We start from the raw sequence: 23231 nt of genomic DNA, 5'->3' as shown, positions 1-23231 counted from the left end.
TCCGGCTGGGAACGGCGAACGCCCGGCATCCGGGTGAGCGGATGCCGGGCGTTCGCGCGGGTGCGGTCGGCTACGCGCCGAGTTCGATTCCCGCCCCCGGAATGGCTGCGAGCAGGTCGCGGGTGTACTGCTCGCGCGGGTTGTCGAACACCTCGTCGGTGGTCGCCGCCTCGACGATGCGCCCCTTCTGCATCACGCAGACGTGGTCGGCGATGACGCGCACGACCGCGAGGTCGTGGGTGATGAAGAGGTAGGTGAGCCCGAGCTCGGCCTGCAGGTCGGCGAGCAGGCGCAGGATCTGCGCCTGCACGAGCACGTCGAGGGCGGAGACCGCCTCGTCGAGCACGACGATCTCGGGCTTCAGTGCCAGCGCGCGCGCGATGGCGATGCGTTGGCGCTGCCCGCCCGAGAGCTCGTTGGGATACCGGCTCACGAGCGACTTCGGCAGCGACACCTGGTCGAGCAGCTCGAACACGCGCTCGCGGCGGGATGCCTTCGTGCCGACCTTGTGCGTGTGCAGCGGCTCCGCGATCGTGTTGCCGATGTTGCGCAGCGGGTTCAGTGAGCCGTACGGGTCCTGGAAGACCGGCTGCATGCGGCTCCGGAGGTGGAACAGCTCCTGGCCGGTCGTGGACGCGAGATCCTTGCCGCCCACCACGATCTTGCCGCTCGTGGCGTCTTCGAGCTTGAGCAGCATCTTCGCGACGGTCGACTTGCCCGAACCCGATTCGCCCACGAGGGCGGTCGTGGTGCCCTTGGGGATCTGGAACGAGACGTCGTCGACGGCCGTGAAGTCGCCGGAGCCGCGGATCTTGAACACCTTGGTGAGGTGCTCGACGACGATCGCGGGCGGGGCGGATGCCGCGGCCTCGAGCGCCTCGGCGCGTGCCTCGGCCGTGGCGATGAGGTCGATCTCGTCGCCCGCCACCACGGTTGCATCCTCGGAGATGGCGGCCTCCGCGGCGTGCACGCTGCCCGTGGCCTGGATGCGGCGCGAGGCGAGGCTCGGCGCCGCGGCCACGAGCCGCTGCGTGTACGGGTGCTGCGGATTCTGCAGGATCTCGACCGACGGCCCCGACTCGACGACCTTGCCCTTGTACATCACGACGAGCTGCTCGGCACGCTCCGCAGCGAGACCGAGGTCGTGCGTGATGAAGAGCAGGGTCGTGCCGAGCTCGCGGGTGAGCGACTCGAGGTGGTCGAGGATGACCCGCTGCACGGTGACGTCGAGCGCCGAGGTGGGCTCGTCGGCGATGAGCAGCTGCGGGTCGGCCGCGAGGCCCATGCCGATGAGCACGCGCTGGCGCATGCCGCCCGAGAACTGGTGCGGGAACTGCTTGAGCCGCCGGTCGGCGTCCTGGAGCCCCGCCTGCTTCAGCACCTCGATGGCTCGCTTCTTGACCTCCCGCCGGCCGGTCGCGATGCCGTTGGCCTTGATGGCCTCCTCGACCTGGAAGCCGATCGACCACACGGGGTTCAGGTTCGACATCGGGTCCTGGGGCACGAAGCCGATCTTGCGACCGCGGATCGCCTCCATGTCCTTCTTCGACGCCGTGGTGAGGTCCTGGCCGTCGAGGAGGATCTGGCCGCCCGAGATGTGCCCGGTGCCGGGGAGCAGGTTGATGATCGCGTGCGCGGTCGTCGACTTGCCGGACCCCGACTCGCCCACGATCGCGAGGCTCTGCCCCCGGTAGAGGGTGATGTTCACCCCGTCGACGGCCTTGACGAGTCCGTCCTGCGTGTTGAACCCCACCTGGAGGTCCTTGATCTCGAGCAGCGGACGCTCGCCGCGGTCGAAGGCGGTCTGCTGCACGTCGGTTCCGTTCACGGTCTCGGTCATCGCTGGGCCCTCGCCTTCGGGTCGAGGGCGTCGCGGACGACCTCGCCGAGCATGATGAAGCTCAGCACGGTGACCGACAGCGCGATCGAGGGGAGGATCAGCGTCTGCGGCGCCGTCCGGAGGTCGGTCTGCGCCTGGCTGATGTCATTGCCCCATGACATGGTGCTCGAAGGGAGACCGACGCCGAGGAACGACAGCGTCGCCTCGGCCACGATCGCCGACGCCAGCGAGATCGTCGTGATGACGATGACCGGTGCGATCGAGTTGGGGAGCACGTGGCGGAGCAGGATCCGGAACCGCGAGACGCCGAGGGCGGTCGACGCCATCACGAAGTCCGAGTTCTTCACCCTGAGGATCTCGGCTCTCAGCACACGTGCCGTGGCCGGCCACGCGAAGATGCCGATGGCGAGCGAGATCACCCACACGTTCGCGTACTGCGAGAACACCGACATGATGACCACGGCCGCGAGGATGTAGGGGATCGAGAAGAAGATGTCGCCGAGGCGCGACAGCACCGCGTCGAGCCAGCCCCCGTAGAAGCCGGCGAAGGCGCCGAAGAGGATGCCGAGCACGGCGACCAGCGACGTCACGATGATGCCGACCGAAAGCGAGGTCGACGTGCCGTGGATGATCCGCGAGTAGATGTCGCAGCCCTGCCTGGTGTAGCCGAGCGGATGCCCCTCGGTCGGACCGGCATTGCTGTTGGCGAGATAGCACTCGTTGTTCGGCGGCGTCTGCGTGAACCAGCCGGGGAAGAGCGCCACGATGACCACGAGGAGGATCAACACCGAGGAGATCCAGAACATCGGGCGCTTGCGCACGTCGTTCCAGGCATCGATCCAGAGATTCGTGGGCTTGCCCTCGGCCTTCACCGAGTCGATGGCGACGAGCGGCGTCTCCTCGATCGGCGCGACGTAGTGCTGCTGATCGGGTCTGGTGTTCGTGTTACTTGGCATAGCGGATCCTCGGGTCGAGAACGGCGTACAGCAGATCCACCAGCAGGTTCACCACGAGGTAGATCAGCACCATGACGGTCACGAAGGAGACGACGGTGGGTCCCTCTCCGCGGATGATGGCCTGGTAGAGGGTGCGTCCCACACCGGGGACGTTGAAGATGCCCTCCGTGACGGTGGCGCCGACCATGAGCGTCCCGAAGTCGACCGCGAGGTAGGTGACCACCGGGATGAGCGAGTTGCGCAGGATGTGCACGGGCACGATCCGGGTGCGGGGCAGGCCCTTGCTCGCGGCGGTGCGAACGAAGTCCTGGCCCTCCGTGTCGATGACCGACGCCCTCGTCAGTCGAACGATCTGGGCGAAGCTGATGGTCGCGAGCACGATCGCCGGCATGATCAGATCCTGGATCGGCGCTCCCTGACCGACGGTGGTCCGGAACCATCCGAGCTGGATGCCGAGCACGAACTGCGCGACGAAGGCGACGACGAAGATCGGCAGCGAGATCAGGATGAGGCTCACGACGAGGGCGCTCGCGTCGAAGATGCCGCCCTTGCGCAGCCCCGAGATGAGGCCGATCGTGACGCCCGCGACCATCTCGAAGAACACCGCGAGCGCTGCGAGGCGCAGGGTCACGGGGAACGTCGCTGCGAGGATCTCCGACACCGGCTGACCCGAGAACGAGACGCCGAGGTCGCCCCTGAAGATGTTGCCGAGGAAGATGAAGTACTGGACGATGAACGGCTGGTCCAGGTGGTACCGCGCACGCAGCTGTTCGATCACCTGCGGGGGCGGCGTCTTGTCGCCGAAGAGGGCGACGATCGGGTCTCCGGGCATTGCGAAGACCATGAAGTAGATCAGGAATGTGGTGCCGAGCAGCACAGGGATCGCCTGCAGCAATCGGCGCACGATATAGCCGGCCATGGATCAGGCCTCGCGATTCGTGAATGTTGACATATTGAAGAAACCTCACCGTTGTGCGAGTTCGTCCCCACGATGCTACGCCGATCGGGTTCGCACCGGGGAATACGTGGGAGTGGGGCGGCAGCCAGCCGGCTGCCGCCCCACGGGCGCCTCAGAGTCTAAACCCCGAGCCGTCCTGATCGAGAATTACTCGCTCTTGGTGACCTGGTAGTACAGGGGCACCGAGTTCCAGCCGAACTCGACGTTCTCGACCGACTGGCTCCACGCGCCGTTGACCGTGGCATACCACAGCGGGATCGCGGGGAGGTCCTCGAAGAGGATCTCCTGCGCCTGCTGGAACTTCTCGTTCGCCGCGTCGAGGTCGGTCTCGGCGAGACCTTCCTTCATGAGGGCGTCGAACTCGGCACTCGAGTAGTCGCCGTCGTTCGAACCGGCGCCCGTGCCGTAGAGCGGCCCGAGGAAGTTGAACAGAGCGGGGTAGTCCGCCTGCCAACCGGTGCGGAACGCGGTCTGGATCGTGCGGTCGGTGACCGCCGTCCGCACCTCGGCGAACGTCGGGTACGGGGCACCCTCCGCGTCGATGCCGAGGTTGTTCTTCAGCTGGTTCATGACCGCGTCGACCCAGCCCTGGTGGCCGCCGTCGGCGTTGTACGCGATCTGGAACGTGCCCGTCCACGGCGAGATGGCGTCGGCCTCGGCCCAGAGCTTCTTCGCCTCATCGGGGTTGAATTCCAGGACCTCGGAACCGGGGATGTCCTCGGAGTACCCGGCGATGACCGGCGACGTGAAGTCGTGCGCCGGGGTGCGGGTGCCGGAGAAGATCACGTCGGTGACCTCCTGGCGGTCGATCGCCATCGAGATGGCGGCGCGACGCAGCTTGCCCTCGTCGCCGGCGAAGTGCGGGAGACGCTCGGGGATCGTGAACGACTGGAAGATCGCCGCGCCCTGGTTGACCGCACGGTCGCCGAACTCGTCCTCATAGGTGCCGAGCGCGCTGTCGGGGATGGCATCGAGCACGTCGAGGTTGCCGCCCTGGAGGTCGGCGTACGCCGCTTCCTGCGTGGCGTAGAAGATGATCGAGAGACCACCGTTCGCGGGCTGGCGCGGACCCTGGTAGTCGGGGTTCACGACCAGGTCGATGCGCTCGTTGTGCTTCCACGCGCCTTCGCCGTCGAGCATGTACGGGCCGTTGCCGACAGGGTTCTCGCCGAATGCGGCCATGTCGTCGAACGCCGACGCGGGCAGCGGGTAGAACGCCGAGTAGCCGAGCCGCAGCGGGAAGTCCGACTCGGGCTGCTTCAGCGTGACCTCGAAGGTCAGGTCGTCGACGACCTCGAGGCCCGTGAGCTCCGAGTCCTCGTCGTAGCTGAAGCCCTCGATCGACTCGAAGAAGTAGCTCGAGAGCTGCTCGTTCGAGAGGAGCGCGCCGTAGTTCCAGGCGTCGACGAACGAGTTCGCGTCGACGGGCTCGCCGTTCGTGAACTTCTGGTCGGGCTTGATCTTGATGGTGTAGTGCTGCGCGTCGTCGGTCTCGATCGACTCCGCCATGTCGTTGACGGGGGCGCCTTCGGCGTCGTAGAAGATGAGACCCGCGAAGATCGAGTCGAGGATCTTGCCGCCGCCGACCTCGTTGGTGTTGGTCGGGACCAGCGGGTTCTGCGGCTCGCTGCCGTTGGTGGTGATGACCGCCGTCGAGTCGCCGGCCTCACCGGTCGACCCGGCGTCGCCGCTGGTGCAGCCAGAGAGCGTGAGCGCCCCCGCGGCCGCAAGAGCAATGGCGGCAACGCCAATTCTCCTGATCTTCAATGTTCCTCCTGTGAGATGTGCGTCGACAGCACGGCTTCTGGCCGCACTGGAGCGCTGGTAGATCGAGACTATGGAGCGGGCACCTGTGGCGCAAACGCTCCGGGAAACCGTTACCGACGCGCAATCTAGGAGGTAGCCGTCCCGCGGATTCCGTCTTCCCGGCGCACGATTCTTGCGTTCTCGGGCGGCGTGCGAGGATATCCGCATGTCGACTGCGCGACGCCTGAGGGTCGAGGTCGCGATCGTCCTCGGACTCTCGCTCGGGGCATCCGCCGTCTACGCCGTGGTCTCGCTCATCGCGAAGCTCACCGAGGAGCGCGCGCTCGGCGACCAGTCGGTGGCCCTGAATCCGTCGCGGTCCACGCGGGAGTGGCTCGACTTCACGTACCAGTTCCTCGACCCGTTCTTCGGCCTGTTCGCCGTCGCGCTCGTGGTCTACCTGCTCTGGCGGCCTGGCGTCGACCCGTTCCGCCGCATCGGCCTCGACCTCTCGCGACCGGGTCGGGACGCGGCATCCGGCCTCCTGCTCGTCGCCGTCATCGGGCTGCCGGGGCTCGCGCTCTACGCGATCGGCCGGGCACTCGGCGTCACGGTGGCGGTGCAGACGTCTCCGGCGGACTGGTTCTGGTGGACGGTGCCCATCCTCGTGTTCCGCGCCCTCGAGGCGGCGCTCACCGAGGAGGTCATCGCCGTGGGCTACCTCTTCACGAGGCTCCGGGAGCTCGGCGTCGGGCCGTGGCCGACCATCGTCTCGAGCGCGCTGCTGCGTGGCACCTATCACCTGTACCAGGGCTTCGGCCCGTTCGTCGGCAACGCCGCGATGGGGGTCGTGTTCGGCTGGTGCTACCAGCGCTGGGGGCGCACGATGCCGCTGGTCATCGCGCACTTCGTGCTCGACGTCGTGTCGTTCGTGGGCTACCCGCTGGCCGTCGGCTGGTGGCCCGAGCTCTTCGTGCCGCCCGCCGACTGAGGGACGCGACGCGGATGCCTCGGCCGACCCGCCGGCGGCACGTGCTCGCTGCTTCCGAGCGCGACGACCGTCGCGGGCATCGCGGGCAGGGCCTCCTCGGGCGGCTCGACTCGAAGGTCGGAGTCGGTCGCCCGCACGCGCGCCATCTCGTGCCAGCTGCGGCGGCTCGGCGTGCACACGGCCGAGAAGCCCTCACTGCCGAAGACCGACCCGCTCGCGAGATCGGCGACCGAGCCCGCACGGCGCAGTGCGGCCGCGGTACCGGGGTCCCGGCGTTCGAGGAGACCCGCGCGCTGTTCGAGCCCGAGACCCCGCGTGGCGAGCACCGAGGTGCCCACGAAGAGCCCCACGAACGCGACGGTCGCGAGCGTTGCGATGAGATCGACGGACACCCCGCACCCCCTGAGTCGAGAGAATCTCAGTGTACTCCCGAAGCGCTTCGGCGGGATCTCCCCGATGCGCCGCGCCGCCGCGCTCGCGAACATGGACTCGACCTCGGTCGATCCGCACCGCGGTCAGGGGGGAACGGAACCATGGACCTGGCACATGCCATCATGGCGGGCGGTCTCGCGGCGCGCACGACGGAGCGTCGCTTCACGACCACCGAGACCGAGATCCGCGAAGCGGAGCAGCGCGTGGCCGCGCGCCGCGCTGCGATGACCACGGCCTCCGCACCCCGCGAGTACCCGGGCCGCGGACGGCATTCGGCACCGCCCCCGGCACGCGCCTGAGCGGCCCGGAATCAGTCGGCGAGAGCAGGATTCAGTCGGGGGTTCCGACCAGGAGCACATCGCCGCTCGCGAGCGCCCGGATCTCGAGCGAGGCGATGTCGTCGAGGTCGACGGCGGTGCCCGCCTCGAGCCGTGCGGTCGTTCCGGGACTCGCGCGCCAGCTCGAGAGCTCTCGGCTCGTCCCATCGCGGTCGACGACGTAGAGGGCGTACGGCCAGCCGTCGACGGGCGCGTCGGCAGGGCCGTCGGACTCATAGGTGCAGTCGAGGTCGATGCGCGTACCCCAGGCGACGGGGACCAGCTCCGCCGTGGCCGTGACCGGCACCTCGGCGACCGTCTCGAACGCGACGACCTCCAGACCCGGGGGCGTGCGCGAGAGCCCGATCGGCACGGCGACCGCCGTGAGCGCGACCGCTCCGGCCGCGGCGGCCACCGCCATCCGCATGCGTGTGCGACGGGTGCGACGACGCCGTGCCTCGTGCCGGACCGCCGCGAGCAGTTCCGGGCGCGGCGCCGGCGCCGCGGACCCGCCGTCGCCGTCGTCGAGGAGGGCCTCGGCGCGCGCGGGCGTGAGCCGGGCGAGGAGGCCCGGCATCGGTGCGAGCTCCTCCACCGCCCGGCGGCAGCGTTCGCACGTCTCCAGGTGACCCTCGTACTCACGACGCTCGGCGGGCGAGAGGGCGCCCAGCACGTACGCCGAGTCCCAGTCGGCGAAGCGTTCGTGGTCGGCGTTCATCGGGTCACCCCTTTCTCCTGCAGGGCGAGCCGCAGCGCTCGCAGTCCGTAGTGCAGCCGGGACTTCACCGTGCCCTCGGGGATGCCGAGCCGGCGGGCGACCTCCGCGATGCTGCGTCCGCCGTAGTACGCGTGCACGATCACCGCGCGATGCTCGACGTCGAGCCCGGCGAGCGCCTCCTCGACGAGCAGGCTCTCGAAGAGGGCATCGGTGCCGTCGGCGGTGACCCGATCGGGCGTCTCCGCGACGCCGATCTCGTGGCGGCGCTTGGCGCTGCGCGCTTCGTCGATCACGAGATTCCGCGCCACGGTGAACATCCACGCCCTGGTCGACTCCGGCTCCTGGGCGAGGATGCGCGGGCTCCGCCACGCGCGCAGCAGCGTCTCCTGCACGATGTCGTCGGCTCCCGAAGGGTCTCCCGTGAGGTGCACGACGTAGCGCCACACGCTCGGCGCGTGGGCGTCGTAGAGCGCGACCAGTCGGCGGTCGTCATCCGGCGGCATCCGTCACCTCCTGCCTTCACAACGAGACGGCCGGGCATCCGGTTCACCGACGGTCGCGATCGCGGGCCCGCCTCCGCCGCTGTGCACGCCGTGGCCGCGCCCACTCGCGCGCCTCGCCGCTAGGCGAAGGCCTCGATCGGCGGGCAGGCGCACACGAGGTTGCGATCGCCGTAGGCCTGGTCGATGCGTCGTACCGGCGCCCAGTACTTGTCGCGCACGAGCGAGTGCACGGGGTACACCGCCTGCTCCCGCGTGTACGGGTGGGTCCACTCCCCCGCCACGACCGACTCGGCCGTGTGCGGGGCGTTCCGCAGCGGGTTGTCGTCGGCGGGCCACTCGCCGCGGCCCACGGCATCCGCCTCGGCCTTGATCTGGATCATCGCCTCGACGAACCGGTCGAGCTCGGCGAGGTCCTCCGACTCGGTCGGCTCGACCATGAGCGTGCCCGCGACCGGGAACGACATCGTCGGCGCGTGGAAGCCGTAGTCGATGAGGCGCTTGGCCACATCATCGACCGTGACACCGGTCTCGGCAGTGAGCGGGCGCAGGTCGAGGATGCACTCGTGCGCCACGAGTCCGTTCTCGCCCGTGTAGAGCACCGCGAAGTGGTCGCGCAGGCGCGCCGCGACGTAGTTCGCCGCGAGCACGGCGGCGGCCGTGGCCTGCTTGAGCCCCTCGGCGCCCATCATGCGCACGTACGCCCACGAGATCGGCAGGATCGACGGGCTGCCGTACGGCGCCGCCGACACGGGGCCGCCATCGTGCGTCACGGCGCCGGCATGTCCGGTGCGCTGCGCCATCGGGTGGCCGGGCAGGAACGGCGCGAGGTGCGCCTTCGCCGCCACCGGGCCGACGCCCGGGCCGCCACCGCCGTGCGGGATGCAGAACGTCTTGTGCAGGTTGAGGTGCGACACGTCGCCGCCGAAGTCGCCGAACCGCGCGTACCCGAGCAGCGCGTTGAGGTTCGCGCCGTCGATGTACACCTGCCCGCCCGCGTCGTGCACGGCCTGGGTGATCTGCTTCACCTCGTGCTCGTAGACGCCGTGCGTCGAGGGGTAGGTGATCATGAGCGCGGCGAGGTCGTCGGCGTGCTCGGCGATCTTCGCGCGCAGGTCGTCGAGGTCGACGTTGCCGAGTTCGTCGGTCGCGACCACCACGACGCGCATGCCGGCGAGCACCGCGGATGCCGCGTTGGTGCCGTGCGCGCTCGACGGGATGAGGCACACGTTGCGCTCGGCCTCGCCGTTCGCGCGATGGTAGCCGCGGATCGCGAGGAGGCCCGCGAGCTCGCCCTGGCTGCCGGCGTTCGGCTGCAGCGAGACGGTGTCGTAGCCCGTGACCTCGGCGAGCCAGGTCTCGAGCTGCTCGATGAGCCCGAGCGTGCCCACCACGTCGGCCTCGGGCGCGAACGGATGCAGGTTCGCGAACTCGGGCCAGGTCACCGACTGCATCTCGGTCACGGCGTTGAGCTTCATGGTGCACGAGCCGAGCGGGATCATGCCGCGGTCGAGCGCGTAGTCGCGGTCGGCCAGCTGCTTGAGGTAGCGCATCATCTGGGTCTCGGACTGGTGCGTGTTGAACACGGGGTGCTCGAGGTACGCGCTCGTGCGCCGCAGGGCGTCGGGGAGGGCGTTCGGCATCGACCCGCTGCGCGCGCGGAACGGCGCGTCGTCGCCGCCGAACGCGCGGACCACCGCCTGCAGGTCCTCCCACGTCGTCGTCTCGTCGACCGCGACCTGCACCGTCGCCGCGTCGACCTGCCACAGGTTCACGCCGAGCTCCCGCGCGCGGGCCACGACGTCGGCGGCGCCACCCGGCACGCGCAGGCGGATGGTGTCGAAGTACGCGTCGTGCGCGAGCTCCCGCCCGATCTCGGCGAGCCATCCGGCGAGCGCCTTCGCCTTCGCCGCGGTGGTCACGGCGATGTGACGGATGCCCCGGGGCCCGTGATACACCGCGTACATCGACGCCATGACGGCCAGCAGCACCTGCGCGGTGCAGATGTTCGAGGTCGCCCGTTCGCGCCGGATGTGCTGCTCGCGCGCCTGCAGGCTGAGCCGGTACGCGGGATGGCCCGCGGCATCCTGCGACACGCCGACGAGGCGGCCGGGGAGCTGACGCTCGAGGCCCTTGCGCACGGCCATGTAGCCCGCGTGCGGGCCGCCGAAGCCCATCGGCACGCCGAATCGCTGCGACGTGCCGACCGCGACATCCGCCCCCAGCTCCCCCGGACTCGTGATGAGCGCCATCGCGAGCAGGTCGGCCGCGACGACCGCGAGCGCGCCCTGCTCCTTCGACGCGGCGATGACGGATGCCGGGTTCCACACGCGGCCCGATGCACCCGGGTACTGCACGAAGAGGCCGAAGTGCTCGCCGAGGGCGGTGACATCCGTCGTCTCGTCGAGTCCGGCGACCACGAGCTCGATGCCCACCGCGTGCGCGCGCGACTCGAGGAGCGCGAGCGTCTGCGGCAGCGCGTCGGCGTCGACCACGAAGCGGTTCGACGGCGACTTCGAGGCACGGCGGGCAAGGAGCATCCCCTCGACGACCGCGGTGCCCTCGTCGAGCATCGACGAGTTCGCCGTGTCGAGGCCCGTGAGGTCGGCGACCATCGTCTGGAAGTTGATGAGCGCTTCGAGCCGGCCCTGCGAGATCTCGGGCTGGTACGGCGTGTACGCCGTGTACCAGCTCGGGTTCTCGAGCACGTTCCGCTGGATCACCGCGGGCGTGATCGTGCCCGAGTATCCCAGGCCGATCATCGACGTGCGCACGGTGTTCGCGTCGGCGAGCGCGCGCAGCTCGGCGAGCGCCTCGCGCTCGGTCGCCGCGGCCGGGATCGCCGAGTCGAAGACCTCGCCCATGCGGATCGCCGTCGGCACGGCTGCCTTCAGGAGGGCGTCGAGCGAGTCGTAGCCGAGCGCCGCGAGCATCCACTCGTGGTCGCGCGGGGTCGTGCCGATGTGACGACGCCCGAAGGCGTCGACGTCGAAGGCCGGGGAGGTGCTGGTCATGTGCGTGCGGCTTCCTTATTCGCCGGTGAGGGCGCGGTACTCGTCGTGGCTGAGGAGCTTCGGCAGCGAGGCGGCGGTCACCTTGATGAGCCAGCCCTCGCCGAACGGGTCGCTGTTCACGAGCTCGGGCGAGTCGATCACGGCCTGGTTCGCCTCGACGACCTCGCCGTCGACGGGCGCGAAGAGCTCGCCGACCGACTTCGTCGACTCGATCTCGCCGACGACGCTGCCCGCGGTGATCGCGGTACCGGCGGCGGGCAGGTCCACGTAGACGACGTCGCCGAGCTTCTCGGCGGCGTAGTCGGTGATGCCGACGGTGACGGTGTCACCGTCCTGGCGCACCCACTCGTGTTCCTCGGTGTACTGCAGGGCGGTCTGGTCGGTCATGCTTCTCTCCTTGGTCACTTGGTGCGCTGGTAGAACGGTGGCGTGACGACGGATGCCGCGACGCGCGTGCCGCGGACGTCGACGTACAGCCCGCGGCCGGGCTCCGCGGCATCCGGGGCGACGAACGCCATCGCCACGGGGTGGCCGAGCGTCGGCGAGAGCGCGCCGCTCGTGATCTCGCCGACCTCGCGGGCGTCGTCGCCCTCGCCGTCGAACACCGCGTAGCCGGCGCGTGGTGCGCGCCGGCCCTCGGCGGTGAGGCCGACCAGCACCGGGGCATCCGCCGCCGGTCCTCGTTCGACGGCGGCGCGACCGACGAAGTCGCCCACCTTGTCGAGGGCGACGACGCGGCCGAGTCCGGCCTGCACGGGCAGGATGTCGCGGCTGAGCTCGTGGCCGTAGAGCGGCATGCCCGCCTCGAGGCGCAGCGTGTCGCGGCTCGCGAGCCCGCAGGGCGTGACGCGCGGGCCGCCGGTCTCGCGGAGCGCCTCCCAGAGTCGGGGGGCGCGGTCGGGGGCGAGGTAGAGCTCGAAGCCGTCCTCCCCCGTGTACCCGGTGCGCGCGACGAGCACGGGCTCGCCCTCGAACGTGGCGGGGAACGCGCGGTAGTACTTGAGGGCGTCGAGGCTCGCGTCGAAGTCCTCGGCGTCGTTGCCGGGCCCGTCGACGCCGAAGCCCGGCGTCTCGAGGATGACCGCGCGTGCGTCGGGGCCCTGGAGCGCGATCAGCGCGATGTCGTCGCTCTCGTCGGAGACGAACGTGTCGAACCCGGCGGCACGGGCGCGGAGCTCCTCGGCGACCATCCCCGCGTTCGCGGCGTTCGCGACCACCATGAAGCGGTCCTCGCCCGTGCGGTAGACGACGAGGTCGTCGATGATGCCGCCGTCCTCCGCGAGGAGCAGCGAGTACTTCGCCTGCCCGATCGCGATGGCCGAGAGGCGTCCGGCGAGCGCGTGGTCGAGTGCGGCCGCCGAACCCGGACCGAGCAGCACGATCTCGCCCATGTGCGAGAGGTCGAAGATGCCGGAGTGCGTGCGCACTGCGTGGTGCTCGGCGAGGTCGCTCGAGTAGCGGACCGGCATCTGCCACCCGGCGAAGTCGGTGAAGCTCGCGCCCGCGGCGCGATGCACGGCGTCGAGCGGGCTGCGCCGCTCGGTGGCGGGTTCGGCGGTGCCGGGGGCGGTGGTGCCGGAATCGGTCACGGAGTTCTCCAGAGTCGCGTGGGCGGTCGGCGGATGCCGCTGGGAACTCCCCCTCTGTCGTGGGCCTGAGAGATTCACGCGATCGCTCGCGCTTTCACCGTCGGCGGGATGTGGGCGGGAATGCCCGATCCGCTTTCCAGAGCGGCCTCGTCATCGCGGTGTAGTTGACCTGAGAGATTGGCGGGGAGGCTTGCTCCTTCGGTGCCGGCTCGTGCTGCGTGAGCAGTACTCCCGGCTCTCCCGCGACGCGTCGATGGCCCGGTGTGAGGTTGTAGGGCCGATCCTAGCCGACCCGGGGTGCCGGCGCGTGCAATGCAGCCGGCCTGCAATCCGCGTTCTGCCGCCGTGGCATCCGCCCTCGACGGAAGGCGGGTGCACGACTGCGACGTCTTCGAACGTGCGGCCGCGACATCCGGCGACCGCAGCCGCAGCGCGTCACGCGTTTTGGTGTTCTGGTCACCGCGACTGTAAGCTGAGCCCAGCACACTTCGAGTCATCCTGACTCTAAGCGGATCGCCCAGCACGCACCGGAGGTGAGATCGGATGCCGCAGCCCAGCGACCTCCCGACGCGCCTCGCCGTGTCCACCGTGATCTTCGCCCTCCGCCCCGACCACACGGGCCGCCCGGTGCTCTGGACGCCGCTCGTGCGCCGCACCCGCGAGCCGCAGCGCGGATCCTGGGCGCTCCCCGGCGGCTGGCTGCCGCCGAACGAAGAGCTCGAGGTCGCCGCCGCCCGCACGCTGCGATCCACCACCGGGCTCGCGCCGAAGTACCTCGAGCAGCTCTACACGTTCGGCCAGGTCGACCGCTCCCCCGGCGCGCGGGTCGTCTCGGTCGTGTACTGGGCGCTCGTGCAGAGCGACGAGGCCGCCCGCGCGACCGCGGGACCCAACGTGCGCTGGGTGCCCGCCGACACGCTGCCCGCGCTCGCGTTCGACCACAACCGCATCGTCGAGTACGCCCTGTGGCGGCTGCGCAACAAGGTGGAGTACGCCGAGATCGCGCACGCGTTCCTCGGCGAGACGTTCACGCTCGCCGAGCTCCGCGAGGTGTACGAGGCGGTGCTGCAGCGCGCCCTCGACCCGGCGAACTTCCGGCGCCAGATGATCGCGTCGGGTCGCCTGCGCGAGACCGGCGAGCGCCTCGCCGGGGCACCCCACCGGCCCCCCAAGCTCTACCGCTACGACACCTCCGCCGTGACGGCCGAGTCCCGCGAACCGTTCATGAGAGAGAGGCCAGCGTCATGAGCACCCCCACGATCCCGACCCGCGCCGCGGCATCCGTCGATCGCACCATCCAGCTGATCACCGCGGGCGCCGCGGGCGGCAGCACCTGCTCGCCCGACCTCGCGAAGGGTCCGTGGGAGTTCGACGCGGGGCCCGCGGGCTACGGACCGGGTTCCTCGATGGGCGACGTGATCCCCACGGGGTCGCCGCGACAGGGCGCACTGCCCGAGGAGTACCGCACCGCGACCGATGAGGAACTGCACGCGCGCATCCGCGCCGCGAAGGCGACGCTCGGCGACCGGGTCGTCGTGCTCGGCCACTTCTACCAGCGCGACGAGGTCATCGAGCACGCCGACTTCACTGGCGACTCGTTCCAGCTCGCGAACGCCGCGAAGGGGCGACCCGATGCCGAGGCCATCGTGTTCTGCGGCGTGCACTTCATGGCCGAGACCGCCGACCTGCTGTCGCGTCCCGAGCAGGCCGTGATCCTGCCGAACCTCGCCGCGGGCTGCTCGATGGCCGACATGGCCGACGAGTCGAGCGTCGAGGAGGCATGGGAACAGCTCGAGGAGGTCTACGGCGACCTGTCGGCGCCCGGCCCCGACGGCCGCGTTCCGGTGATCCCGGTCACGTACATGAACTCGTCGGCCGCCCTCAAGGGCTTCGTCGGCCGCCACGGCGGCATCGTCTGCACGTCGTCGAACGCGAAGACCGTGCTCGAGTGGGCGTTCGAGCGCGGCGAGCGCGTGCTGTTCTTCCCCGACCAGCACCTCGGCCGCAACACCGCGAAGGCCATGGGCGTGCCGCTCGAGCAGATGCCGATGTGGAATCCGCGCAAGCCCCTCGGCGGCAACACGATCGACGAGCTCGCCGACGCCCGGGTCATCCTGTGGCACGGCTTCTGCTCGGTGCACAAGCGCTTCACGGTCGACCAGATCGCGGCCGCGCGTGCGCAGCACCCCGACGTGCAGGTGATCGTGCACCCCGAGTGCCCCATGCCGGTCGTCGACGCAGCGGATGCCTCGGGCTCGACCGATTTCATCGTGAAGGCCATCCAGGCGGCCCCCGCGGGCTCGACCTTCGCGATCGGCACCGAGATCAACCTCGTGCAGCGCCTCGCCGCCGAGCACCCCGAGCACACGATCTTCTGCCTCGACCCGGTGGTGTGCCCGTGCTCGACGATGTACCGGATCCACCCCGGATACCTCGCGTGGGTGCTCGAGGAGCTCGTCGCCGGTCGCGTCGTGAACCGCATCACCGTGGCCGACGAGGTGGCCGACCCGGCGCGCCTCGCTCTCGAGCGGATGCTCGCGGCGAGGCCGCCGGCCGCCGTGCCGGCCGCGCCCGCCGCGCCGGCCGCGCCCGCTGCGGCGGGCTCGACCAAGGCGGCCTGACATGGCGCACGTCCTCGTCGTCGGCGGCGGGATCGCCGGGCTCTGGACGGCGGTGAAGGCCGCCGACGCCGGGCACACGGTCGAGCTCGTCACGAAGACGGTGCTCGCCGACGGCAACACGCGGCACGCGCAGGGCGGCATCGCCGCGGCGCTCTTCCCCGACGACTCCGTCGAGCGGCACTACGACGACACCATCGCCGCAGGGGCCGGGCTCGCCGACCCCGAGGCCGTGCGGGTGCTCGTCGACGAGGGCCCCGCTCGCGTGCGCGACCTCATCCGGTTCGGCGTGGAGTTCGACCGCGACGAGTCCGGGCTCGAGCGCGGGCTCGAGGCGGCGCACTCGCGCGCACGCATCCTGCACGCGGGCGGCGATGCGACGGGCGCCGCGATCGAAGCCGCGCTCGTGGCCACCGTGCGACGCCGCGCCGTGCGTATCGACGAGGAGACGATGCTCGCCGACCTCGTGGTCGAGGGGGGATGCGTCGTCGGAGTACGCCTGCTCACGGCATCCGGAGCCGTCACCGAGCGACACGCCGACGCCGTCGTGCTCGCGACCGGCGGCAGCGGACGCCTCTACCGGCACACGACGAATCCCGACGTCGCGACCGGCGACGGCGTCGCGGCCGCGTGGCGCGCGGGTGCGGCCGTGGCGGACCTCGAGTTCGTGCAGTTCCACCCGACTGCGCTGGATGCGCCCGGCACGCCGCTCATCTCGGAGGCGGTGCGCGGCGAGGGCGCCCTGCTCGTCGACCGCGACGGGGAGCGCTTCATGCTCGAGGTGGATCCGCGCGGTGAGCTCGCGCCGCGCGACGTCGTGGCACGCGCCGTCTGGCGGCGGATGGCCGAGCAGGGCGGCGAGCCGGTGTTCCTCGACGCGACCGCGCTCGGGGCCGAGTTCCTGGCGCAGCGCTTCCCGAGCCTCGACGCGGCGGTCCGCGAGGCAGGATTCGACTGGTCGGCCGAGCCCGTGCCGATCACGCCCGCGGCGCACTACACGATGGGCGGCGTGGTCACCGACCTCGACGGACGCACGACGCTGCCCGGGCTCTTCGCGGTCGGTGAGACGGCCCGCACCGGCGTGCACGGCGCGAACCGGCTTGCATCGAACTCGCTGCTCGAGGCGGCGGTGTTCGCCGACCGGGCGGCGCGTGCGCTGGCATCCCCGGCGCCGGCTCGCGCACGAAATGGCGGATATACGATCGGGCGCGCCGGTGCGGGAGGCCGGATCCGCGGGGTGTCGGATCGTATATCCGCAGAATCGAGCAGCACGGGCACGGGCACGGGCACGGGCGCGGGCACGGGCTCGGGAGCCGGTATCGAGACCGGCGCTGCGCGCCATCCTCGACCCACGGTCGTCGACCGCGGCCGGCTGCAGCGGCTCATGTGGGAGCACGTCGGGCTCGAGCGCGACGCGGAGGGCCTCGCCGCGGCATCCGCTCGGCTCGCGACCTGGCGCGCGCCCGAGGTGCGCGACCGCCGCAGCGCGGAGGACCGGAACCTGCTCGACCTCGCCCACCTCACGGTGGCGGCCGCGCTCGCGCGCACCGAGAGCCGCGGCGCCCACTTCCGCACCGACGACCCGACGCCCGACGCCGCGCTCGAGTTCGTGGCTCCCGGCGCGACGAAGGAGGCCGCCTGATGACCACCCCGACCCGCGAGATCGACCGCATCGTCGGCGCCGCCCTCGACGAGGACGCCCCCTGGGGCGACCTCACGAGCGAGACGCTCATCCCGGAGGCCGCGACGGCGACCGCCGAGCTCGTCGCGCGCGAGCCTGGCGTCGTGAGCGGCCTCGAGGTGTTCGCCGCCGCGTTCCGCATCGTCGACCCGCGCACCCAGGTGCAACGGCTCGCCGCCGACGGCGACCGGTTCGCGGCGGGCGACGTGCTCGCCCGCGTGCAGGGGCCGGCCCGCGGCATCCTCACCGCCGAGCGCGTCGCGCTCAACCTGCTGCAGCGCATGTCGGGCATCGCGACCCTCACCGCGCGCTACGTCGACGCGGTCGCGGGCACGGGCGCACGCATCGTCGACACCCGCAAGACGACGCCCGGCCTGCGCAGCCTCGAGCGCCAGGCCGTGCGCGACGGCGGCGGCCGCAACCACCGCCGATCGCTCTCCGACGCGATCATGGCGAAGGACAACCACCTCGCCGTGCTCACCGCGGGCGGTCGCGACCTCGCGACGGCGCTCCGCGAGGCACGCGAACGGATGCCGCATACCGCCCACCTCGAGGTCGAGGTCGACCGGCTCGACCAGCTCGACGCCGTGCTGGCCGGCGGAGCGGACACGATCATGCTCGACAACTTCAGCCTCGACGACCTGCGGGCGGGGGTCTCGCAGATCGCCGGACGGGCGGTGGTGGAGGCATCCGGCGGCGTCTCGCTCGAGACGGTCGGCGCGATCGCCGCCACCGGCGTCGACGTGATCTCGGTCGGTGCGCTCACCCACTCCGCCCGAGCGCTCGACCTGGGCCTCGACGTGGTGATCGAGGCGCCGACGTCGCACGCGGAGGTCGGCGGGTGATCTTCCTCGACCACGCCGCGACGACTCCCGTGCGACGGGAGGCGCTCGAGGCGATGTGGCCGTTCCTCACGAATGCGTTCGGCAACCCGTCGAGCCACCACGGGCTCGGCGACGAGGCGGCGCGCGCGCTCGCCGGGGCCCGCGCTGAAGTGGCCGCGGTCATCGGATGCCGCCCCGGAGACGTGGTGTTCACGAGCGGCGGCACCGAGGCCGACAACCTCGCGATCAAGGGGATCGCGCTCGCGAACCCGCGCGGACGGCACGTCGTGGTCTCGCCGATCGAGCACGAGGCCGTGCTCGAGTCGGCCGATCACCTGGCGCGCGTGCACGGATTCGAGGTCTCGTTCGTCGACGTCGACGAGCACGGGCTCGTGCTCCCGGAGGCGCTCGCCCGGGTCATCCGTCCCGACACGACGCTCGTGTCGGTGCAGCTCGCCAACAACGAGATCGGCACCGTGCAGCCCATCCCCGAGCTCGCGGCGATCGCCCACGCGTCGGGTGCAGCGATGCACACCGACGCCGTGCAGGCGGCGGGCTGGCTCCCGCTCTCGCTCGACGCGCTCGGGGCCGACGCGATGTCGCTCGCCGGCCACAAGGTCGGCGCACCGAAGGGCACGGGCGCGCTCATCGTGCGCGGCCGCATCGCGCTCGAGCCGGTGCTGCACGGCGGCGGCCAGGAGCGCGGCCGCCGATCGGGCACCGAGAACGTCGCCGGTGCGGTCGCGTTCGCGACGGCCCTGCGCCTCGCCGAGGCCGAGCGACCCGATGCCGCGGCTCGCGTCGCCGCCCTCGCCGCCGAGCTCGTGGCGCGCGTCACCGCCGACGTGCCCTGGGCCCGGCTCACGGGAGACCCGGTGCGGCGGCTGCCCGGCACCGTCTCCTTCGTCTTCCCCGGCACGAGCGGCGAAGCCGTGCTGCTCGAGCTCGAACGGCAGGGCGTCGTCTGCTCGAGCGGATCCGCGTGCGCGGCGGGCAGCGACGAGCCGTCGCACGTGCTCACCGCCATCGGGATCTCCGGCGAGATCGCGCAGACGGCCGTGCGGTTCACCCTCGGCGCCGGGACGACGGCCGACGAGATCGACGAGGCCGCGGCATCCGTGGCCCGTGCCGTGTCAGTGGTGCGGGATATCGTCGCACCATGACCGTTTTCACCGCCATTCCGGCCGACGACGAGCCGATCGCCGCTCCGTAGCCTCGTCCGCGACACCGGCTCCCGGCCACGACGCATTTCCATACGTTCCGATTCATCCGCCGATCTGGGAATAGCACGTCGTCCGCGCCCGGTTGTCCCCCTTGTTCGATTGTTCGACGCTCTTCTCCGGCGCCTCCTGCGCCGATCTCGATTGGATGCTCCTCCTTGACCGAACGCAACACTTCCCAACTCGATGACGTCGTCGTGCCGGACCACGACGACGACTTCCACGAACACTCCGACGCCGAGGCGCTGCACGGAGCCCGGAACAACCGGGTCATCTGGCTGCTCCTCGCCGCCACGTTCGTCGTCTTCCTGAACGAGACGATCATGGGCGTGGCCATCCCGCACCTCGTCGACGACCTCGACATCACCCTGTCGGCCGCGCAGTGGCTGACGACCGCGTTCATGCTCACGATGGCCGTGGTGATCCCGATCACCGGCTTCCTGCTGCAGCGGTTCGCGACCCGCCCGATGTTCATCACCGCGATGAGCCTGTTCTCGACGGGAACGCTGATCGCGGCGCTCGCGCCCGGCTTCGAGGTGCTGCTGCTCGCCCGCGTGGTGCAGGCGACGGGCACGGCGATCATGATGCCGCTGCTCATGACGACGCTCATGACGCTCGTGCTGCCGAGCGACCGAGGACGCATCATGGGCCGCGTCTCGATCGTGATGTCGGTCGCGCCCGCCATCGGGCCGACCATCTCGGGCCTGATCCTGAACTTCCTGTCGTGGCGGTTCATGTTCTGGCTCGTGCTGCCCATCGCGCTCGTCATGCTCGTCATCGGCTACCGCCGCGTCGAGAACGTGAGCGAGACGCGCGTCGTGCCGATCGACGTGTTCTCCATCGTGCTCTCGGCGTTCGGCTTCGGCGGCGTGGTCTACGGCCTCAGCCTCGTCGGCGGCGTGGTGAGCGGAACGGATGTCGCGTCCGCACCGCAGATGTGGATCGCGCTCGCCGTCGGGGCGGTGGGCGTCGCGGCGTTCATCGTGCGCCAGCTCTTCCTGCAACGGCGCGATCGGGCCCTGCTCGACCTGCGCACGTTCCTCACCCGCAACTTCGCGATCTCGGTCGGACTCATGACCGTGATGATGGCCGCCCTCTTCGGCACCATCATCCTGTTGCCGGTGTACCTGCAGGACGTGCTGCACCTCGAGCCCGTCTTCACCGGCCTGCTGCTCCTCCCCGGCGGTCTGATCATGGGTCTGCTCGGCCCGCGCGTCGGCCGACTCTACGACCGGTTCGGTCCGACCCCGCTGCTCGTGCCGGGGTCGATCGTGGTGAGCGGCGTGCTGTGGTCGCTGACCCTCGTGACCGAGCAGACGTCGCCCTGGATGCTGCTCGCCGCCCACATCGCGCTGTCCACCGGTCTCGCGTTCATGTTCACCCCGCTGTTCACGTCGGCGCTGGGCTCGATCGAACCGCGCTTCTACTCGCACGGTTCGGCGACCGTCGGCACCATCCAGCAGGTCGCCGGTGCTGCGGGCACGGCGCTGTTCATCACCGTGATGACCTCACGCGCCACGAACGTGGCGACGAGCGGCGCCAGTGCCGAGGTGGCGGCGTCGGCCGGCATCCGCGCCGCGTTCCTCGTGGGCGCGATCCTGTCGCTGCTCGCCATCGTCGGCGCGTTCTTCGTGCGCAAGCCCGCCGACATGATGCCGGGTGCGCACGCGGAGCACGAGGCCGAGGTCGCCGAGGTCGACACCGTGTGACGGTCGGTCGGGCTTCGGCCCGGCACCATCCCCCGCCTGATCGAACGGGCCCGGCACCGCGCCGGGCCCGTTCGCCGTTCAGCGCGCGGGCACCCGCTCAGCGCGCGGGCCACGCCACCGTGGGCTGGCGCGCGTCAGCCGCAGTTCGGGCGGCAGGTGCGCTGCGACAACGCGTCGACCAGCACGATGCCGAGATCCTCGGGTTTCGAGGCGGAGTAGGCCGCGCCCTTCGTCGCCTGGGCGATGCGCTGCATCGCCGCGAGGTCGGTGTCGGGACCGAAGCCGATCATGATCACCGCGACGGGCTTCGTGGGATCGTCGATCTTGGCGAGCTCCGCGAGCAGCGTGTCGAGGTCGATGCCGTTCTCGTCCTCGTTCTTGCCGTCCGTGATGACGAGGACCGTGTTGACCTTCTCGGGGTCGTACGACTCGCGCACGCGCTGCACCGCAGCGAGCGTCGTGTCGTAGAGTCCCGTCGCGCCGCCGAGCCGACCCGGCAGCGACTGGATGATGCCGGCGATCTGCTGCTTGTGGGCGAGGTCGGCGAGCGGCGCGATCGGCGAGACGTCCTCGTAGTCGAGGTCGCCGTTGCGCGCGGTCGAGAAGAGCCAGACCCCGAGCTCGACCTCTCCCGAGAACTTCTCCATGGCGCCGACGGCCGCCTGCTGGAAGATGTCGATGCGGCGCAGGCCGTTCTCGGCAGGCTCCTCCATCGATCCCGAGACGTCGATCACCGCGAGCATGCGCGAGCGCAGCGTCAGCACGCCCCACGCCCGAAGGATCTCGAGCTGCGCCGCGGCGTCGAGCTTCGCCTCCGCCGCCGGGGGCGCCTCCGCGGCGAGACCGGGCACGTCGAGCGTGCCGGCGCCGTCCGAGGCGCGGAATCCCGCTGCCGCGAACTGATCGGTCGCGTCGCGGACGGCCGCCTCGAAGGCGTCCACGAGGTCGGCGTGCGACGGGGCGGCGCCGTCGCCCGCGGCATCCGCGGCGCTCGCGGCATCCGCGGCGCCCGCGGCATCCGCGGCGCCCGCGGCATCTTCGTCGGCGTCGTCCTCCGCGTTGTTGGACGCGGGCAGGCGCACGAACGGGTAGTCGAGGAGGACGGTGCCGTCGGCGGGGTATGCGGCCACGAGCGTCTCGGCCGGTTCATCGAGGTTGTACGCGGCCACCTGCGCCTCGGTGGTGACGACGACGCTCGGCTGCGGTGCGGTGGCGAGCGACCCGAAGGCCGCGCTCGTGGATGCGGGGATGGACTTGCCGAGCTCGATCATCGCCCCGGCGAACTGCCGAGGATCGTCGGGTGAGGAGTGGCCGCGCAGGGCGAGGAGCCCGGCGAGGCTCGCCGACGACGCCTCGGGGTTGGGGAGGATCGTCGGCAACGTTCCGGTCAGCACGCGCGCCCACGTCACGGGTTCGGTCGCGATCTCGGCCGCCCTGGTCGCCGGCGCCGCGAAGACGACGGGAGTCGTCGCGACGGGCTCGCCGACCTGCGTGTCAGGCGCGCTCTGGCCGAGCGACGCCGCGGTCGCGACCGTCCGATCGAGCCAGACGCTCGACTCGGGCACCCAGGCGTCGGCGACGAGACTGCCCGAGGCGAGCACCGCGGAGGTGTCGGCGGAATCCTGCGACTTCACGATGGTCTCGACGCACGCCTCGGATGCGGCGTCGAAATCCGCCGCGATCTCGGTGAGGGCCGGCGCGATCGAGGTGTCCGCGACGACGACGAGCTGATCGTTCTCGACGCAGCCCGCCTCCGCCGCGGCGAAGAGCGGATTCAGGTGTCCGCCGACCCAGAGGAAGACGCCGGTGGCGACGACGCCGACGACGGCGAGTGCGGCGATCACGGACAGGATGAGCGCACGGCCCGGCCTCTTCGCCGGGGCCTTGATGCTATGACGCCCCACGGATACTCCAAGCCCGACGACGCCGTGGCCTCGCCGATTCCCTGTCGGAACGGGTTCCCCCGTCCCGGGGGAAGGATTTCCTCAGTGTAAGCGACCAGTCTGTGAACGCGAACTTCGCTCGCCTCACCCGCACCCGCGCACAAAATGCGGGTCGGATGACCCCCAGTCATCCGACCCGCTCCCCCGCCCTGTGCGTCGACCCCTCAGTCGTCGC

At 70.9% G+C, this 23231-nt stretch carries 19 protein-coding genes and 1 riboswitch; of the genes, 8 read left to right on the top strand and 11 right to left on the bottom strand.

All coding sequences use genetic code 11. The features are described from left to right. Window positions 1-70 precede the first annotated feature (70 nt). From EZM51_RS08840 to EZM51_RS08825, 4 genes are all read right to left on the bottom strand, one after another. Window positions 71-1840, bottom strand: coding sequence for an ABC transporter ATP-binding protein (locus EZM51_RS08840; protein ID WP_136707897.1), 1770 nt, complete (start codon window positions 1838-1840; stop codon window positions 71-73). Beyond that, window positions 1837-2796 carry an ABC transporter permease gene (locus EZM51_RS08835; RefSeq protein WP_136707896.1) on the bottom strand — a complete coding sequence of 320 codons (960 nt, stop codon included), beginning with the start codon at window positions 2794-2796 and terminating at the stop codon, window positions 1837-1839. Before EZM51_RS08835 ends, EZM51_RS08840 begins: the two co-directional genes overlap by 4 nt. Beyond that, on the bottom strand, window positions 2786-3715 hold the full coding sequence (locus EZM51_RS08830; protein ID WP_136707895.1) for an ABC transporter permease: 930 nt from the start codon (window positions 3713-3715) through the stop codon (window positions 2786-2788). Before EZM51_RS08830 ends, EZM51_RS08835 begins: the two co-directional genes overlap by 11 nt. 186 nt (window positions 3716-3901) lie before the next feature. Beyond that, window positions 3902-5521, bottom strand: a complete 1620-nt coding sequence (locus EZM51_RS08825) for an ABC transporter substrate-binding protein (protein ID WP_136707894.1) — start codon at window positions 5519-5521, stop codon at window positions 3902-3904. A 205-nt stretch (window positions 5522-5726) separates the two neighbouring features. Between EZM51_RS08825 and EZM51_RS08820 the strand changes: the two genes are divergently transcribed. Next, window positions 5727-6491: a CPBP family intramembrane glutamic endopeptidase gene (locus EZM51_RS08820; RefSeq protein WP_136707893.1), complete on the top strand. Its 765-nt coding sequence runs from the start codon at window positions 5727-5729 to the stop codon at window positions 6489-6491. Here the strand turns inward: EZM51_RS08820 and EZM51_RS08815 are convergent. Next, window positions 6437-6883, bottom strand: coding sequence for a hypothetical protein (locus EZM51_RS08815; protein WP_136707892.1), 447 nt, complete (start codon window positions 6881-6883; stop codon window positions 6437-6439). The two genes, EZM51_RS08820 and EZM51_RS08815, sit on opposite strands and share 55 nt — an antisense overlap. Before the next feature lie 141 nt (window positions 6884-7024). Here EZM51_RS08815 and EZM51_RS08810 point away from each other — a divergent pair, with 141 nt between their 5' ends. Further along, the gene (locus EZM51_RS08810) at window positions 7025-7222 is read left to right on the top strand and encodes a hypothetical protein (RefSeq protein WP_136707891.1); all 198 of its coding nucleotides are present in this window, start codon (window positions 7025-7027) and stop codon (window positions 7220-7222) included. A 31-nt stretch (window positions 7223-7253) separates the two neighbouring features. Here the strand turns inward: EZM51_RS08810 and EZM51_RS08805 are convergent, their stop codons facing one another. From EZM51_RS08805 to gcvT, 5 genes are all read right to left on the bottom strand, one after another. Next, window positions 7254-7958 (bottom strand): zf-HC2 domain-containing protein, encoded by a 705-nt coding sequence (locus tag EZM51_RS08805; RefSeq protein ID WP_136707890.1) that lies wholly within the window; start codon window positions 7956-7958, stop codon window positions 7254-7256. Continuing rightward, window positions 7955-8461, bottom strand: coding sequence for a sigma-70 family RNA polymerase sigma factor (locus EZM51_RS08800; RefSeq protein ID WP_136707889.1), 507 nt, complete (start codon window positions 8459-8461; stop codon window positions 7955-7957). Before EZM51_RS08800 ends, EZM51_RS08805 begins: the two co-directional genes overlap by 4 nt. A 119-nt stretch (window positions 8462-8580) precedes the next feature. Next, window positions 8581-11472, bottom strand: a complete 2892-nt coding sequence (gene gcvP, locus EZM51_RS08795; RefSeq protein ID WP_136707888.1) for an aminomethyl-transferring glycine dehydrogenase — start codon at window positions 11470-11472, stop codon at window positions 8581-8583. 15 nt (window positions 11473-11487) lie between these two features. Next, on the bottom strand, window positions 11488-11859 hold the full coding sequence (gcvH, locus tag EZM51_RS08790; RefSeq protein ID WP_136707887.1) for a glycine cleavage system protein GcvH: 372 nt from the start codon (window positions 11857-11859) through the stop codon (window positions 11488-11490). Window positions 11860-11873: 14 nt separating this feature from the next. Then, entirely contained in the window at window positions 11874-13061 is a 1188-nt protein-coding gene (gene gcvT, locus EZM51_RS08785; RefSeq protein WP_136707886.1) for a glycine cleavage system aminomethyltransferase GcvT, read from the bottom strand. 146 nt (window positions 13062-13207) lie between these two features. Beyond that, window positions 13208-13314: riboswitch (glycine riboswitch) on the bottom strand. A gap of 290 nt (window positions 13315-13604) precedes the next feature. Here gcvT and EZM51_RS08780 point away from each other — a divergent pair. The 6 genes from EZM51_RS08780 to EZM51_RS08755 all read left to right on the top strand — a co-directional run bounded on the left by EZM51_RS08780 (window position 13605) and on the right by EZM51_RS08755 (window position 21113). Further along, window positions 13605-14309, top strand: a complete 705-nt coding sequence (locus EZM51_RS08780) for an NUDIX domain-containing protein (protein ID WP_136707885.1) — start codon at window positions 13605-13607, stop codon at window positions 14307-14309. Further along, a complete protein-coding gene (gene nadA, locus EZM51_RS08775) occupies window positions 14306-15682 on the top strand; it encodes a quinolinate synthase NadA (protein WP_136707884.1) in 1377 nt (458 codons plus the stop codon). The genes EZM51_RS08780 and nadA overlap by 4 nt, the downstream gene beginning before the upstream one ends. 1 nt (window position 15683) lies before the next feature. Next, on the top strand, window positions 15684-17321 hold the full coding sequence (nadB, locus tag EZM51_RS08770; protein ID WP_136707883.1) for an L-aspartate oxidase: 1638 nt from the start codon (window positions 15684-15686) through the stop codon (window positions 17319-17321). Then, window positions 17321-18205 carry a carboxylating nicotinate-nucleotide diphosphorylase gene (gene nadC / locus EZM51_RS08765; RefSeq protein ID WP_136707882.1) on the top strand — a complete coding sequence of 295 codons (885 nt, stop codon included), beginning with the start codon at window positions 17321-17323 and terminating at the stop codon, window positions 18203-18205. The genes nadB and nadC overlap by 1 nt, the downstream gene beginning before the upstream one ends. Continuing rightward, window positions 18202-19347, top strand: a complete 1146-nt coding sequence (locus tag EZM51_RS08760; protein ID WP_136707881.1) for a cysteine desulfurase family protein — start codon at window positions 18202-18204, stop codon at window positions 19345-19347. Before nadC ends, EZM51_RS08760 begins: the two co-directional genes overlap by 4 nt. A 302-nt stretch (window positions 19348-19649) precedes the next feature. After that, the gene (locus EZM51_RS08755) at window positions 19650-21113 is read left to right on the top strand and encodes a DHA2 family efflux MFS transporter permease subunit (RefSeq protein ID WP_248305568.1); all 1464 of its coding nucleotides are present in this window, start codon (window positions 19650-19652) and stop codon (window positions 21111-21113) included. A gap of 134 nt (window positions 21114-21247) precedes the next feature. On the opposite strand, the gene EZM51_RS08750 is transcribed toward EZM51_RS08755, so the two are convergent. Beyond that, on the bottom strand, window positions 21248-22957 hold the full coding sequence (locus tag EZM51_RS08750; protein WP_136707879.1) for a VWA domain-containing protein: 1710 nt from the start codon (window positions 22955-22957) through the stop codon (window positions 21248-21250). Between the last annotated feature and the right edge of the window lie 274 nt (window positions 22958-23231).

The organism is Agromyces sp. H66 (assembly GCF_004959775.1).
Classification (GTDB): Bacteria; Actinomycetota; Actinomycetes; order Actinomycetales; family Microbacteriaceae; genus Agromyces.
This window is presented reverse-complemented; position numbering and strand designations above follow the sequence as displayed.

What these genes read in the sequence shown, in the direction of transcription:
- gcvP (WP_136707888.1), bottom strand. Translation starts at nt 11,472, where the DNA reads ATGACCAGCACCTCCCCGGCCTTCGACGTCGACGCCTTCGGGCGTCGT.
- EZM51_RS08810 (WP_136707891.1), top strand. Translation starts at nt 7,025, where the DNA reads ATGGACCTGGCACATGCCATCATGGCGGGCGGTCTCGCGGCGCGCACG.
- nadA (WP_136707884.1), top strand. Translation starts at nt 14,306, where the DNA reads ATGAGCACCCCCACGATCCCGACCCGCGCCGCGGCATCCGTCGATCGC.
- EZM51_RS08830 (WP_136707895.1), bottom strand. Translation starts at nt 3,715, where the DNA reads ATGGCCGGCTATATCGTGCGCCGATTGCTGCAGGCGATCCCTGTGCTG.
- nadB (WP_136707883.1), top strand. Translation starts at nt 15,684, where the DNA reads ATGGCGCACGTCCTCGTCGTCGGCGGCGGGATCGCCGGGCTCTGGACG.
- nadC (WP_136707882.1), top strand. Translation starts at nt 17,321, where the DNA reads ATGACCACCCCGACCCGCGAGATCGACCGCATCGTCGGCGCCGCCCTC.
- gcvH (WP_136707887.1), bottom strand. Translation starts at nt 11,859, where the DNA reads ATGACCGACCAGACCGCCCTGCAGTACACCGAGGAACACGAGTGGGTG.
- EZM51_RS08800 (WP_136707889.1), bottom strand. Translation starts at nt 8,461, where the DNA reads ATGCCGCCGGATGACGACCGCCGACTGGTCGCGCTCTACGACGCCCAC.
- EZM51_RS08840 (WP_136707897.1), bottom strand. Translation starts at nt 1,840, where the DNA reads ATGACCGAGACCGTGAACGGAACCGACGTGCAGCAGACCGCCTTCGAC.
- EZM51_RS08805 (WP_136707890.1), bottom strand. Translation starts at nt 7,958, where the DNA reads ATGAACGCCGACCACGAACGCTTCGCCGACTGGGACTCGGCGTACGTG.
- EZM51_RS08820 (WP_136707893.1), top strand. Translation starts at nt 5,727, where the DNA reads ATGTCGACTGCGCGACGCCTGAGGGTCGAGGTCGCGATCGTCCTCGGA.
- EZM51_RS08835 (WP_136707896.1), bottom strand. Translation starts at nt 2,796, where the DNA reads ATGCCAAGTAACACGAACACCAGACCCGATCAGCAGCACTACGTCGCG.
- EZM51_RS08780 (WP_136707885.1), top strand. Translation starts at nt 13,605, where the DNA reads ATGCCGCAGCCCAGCGACCTCCCGACGCGCCTCGCCGTGTCCACCGTG.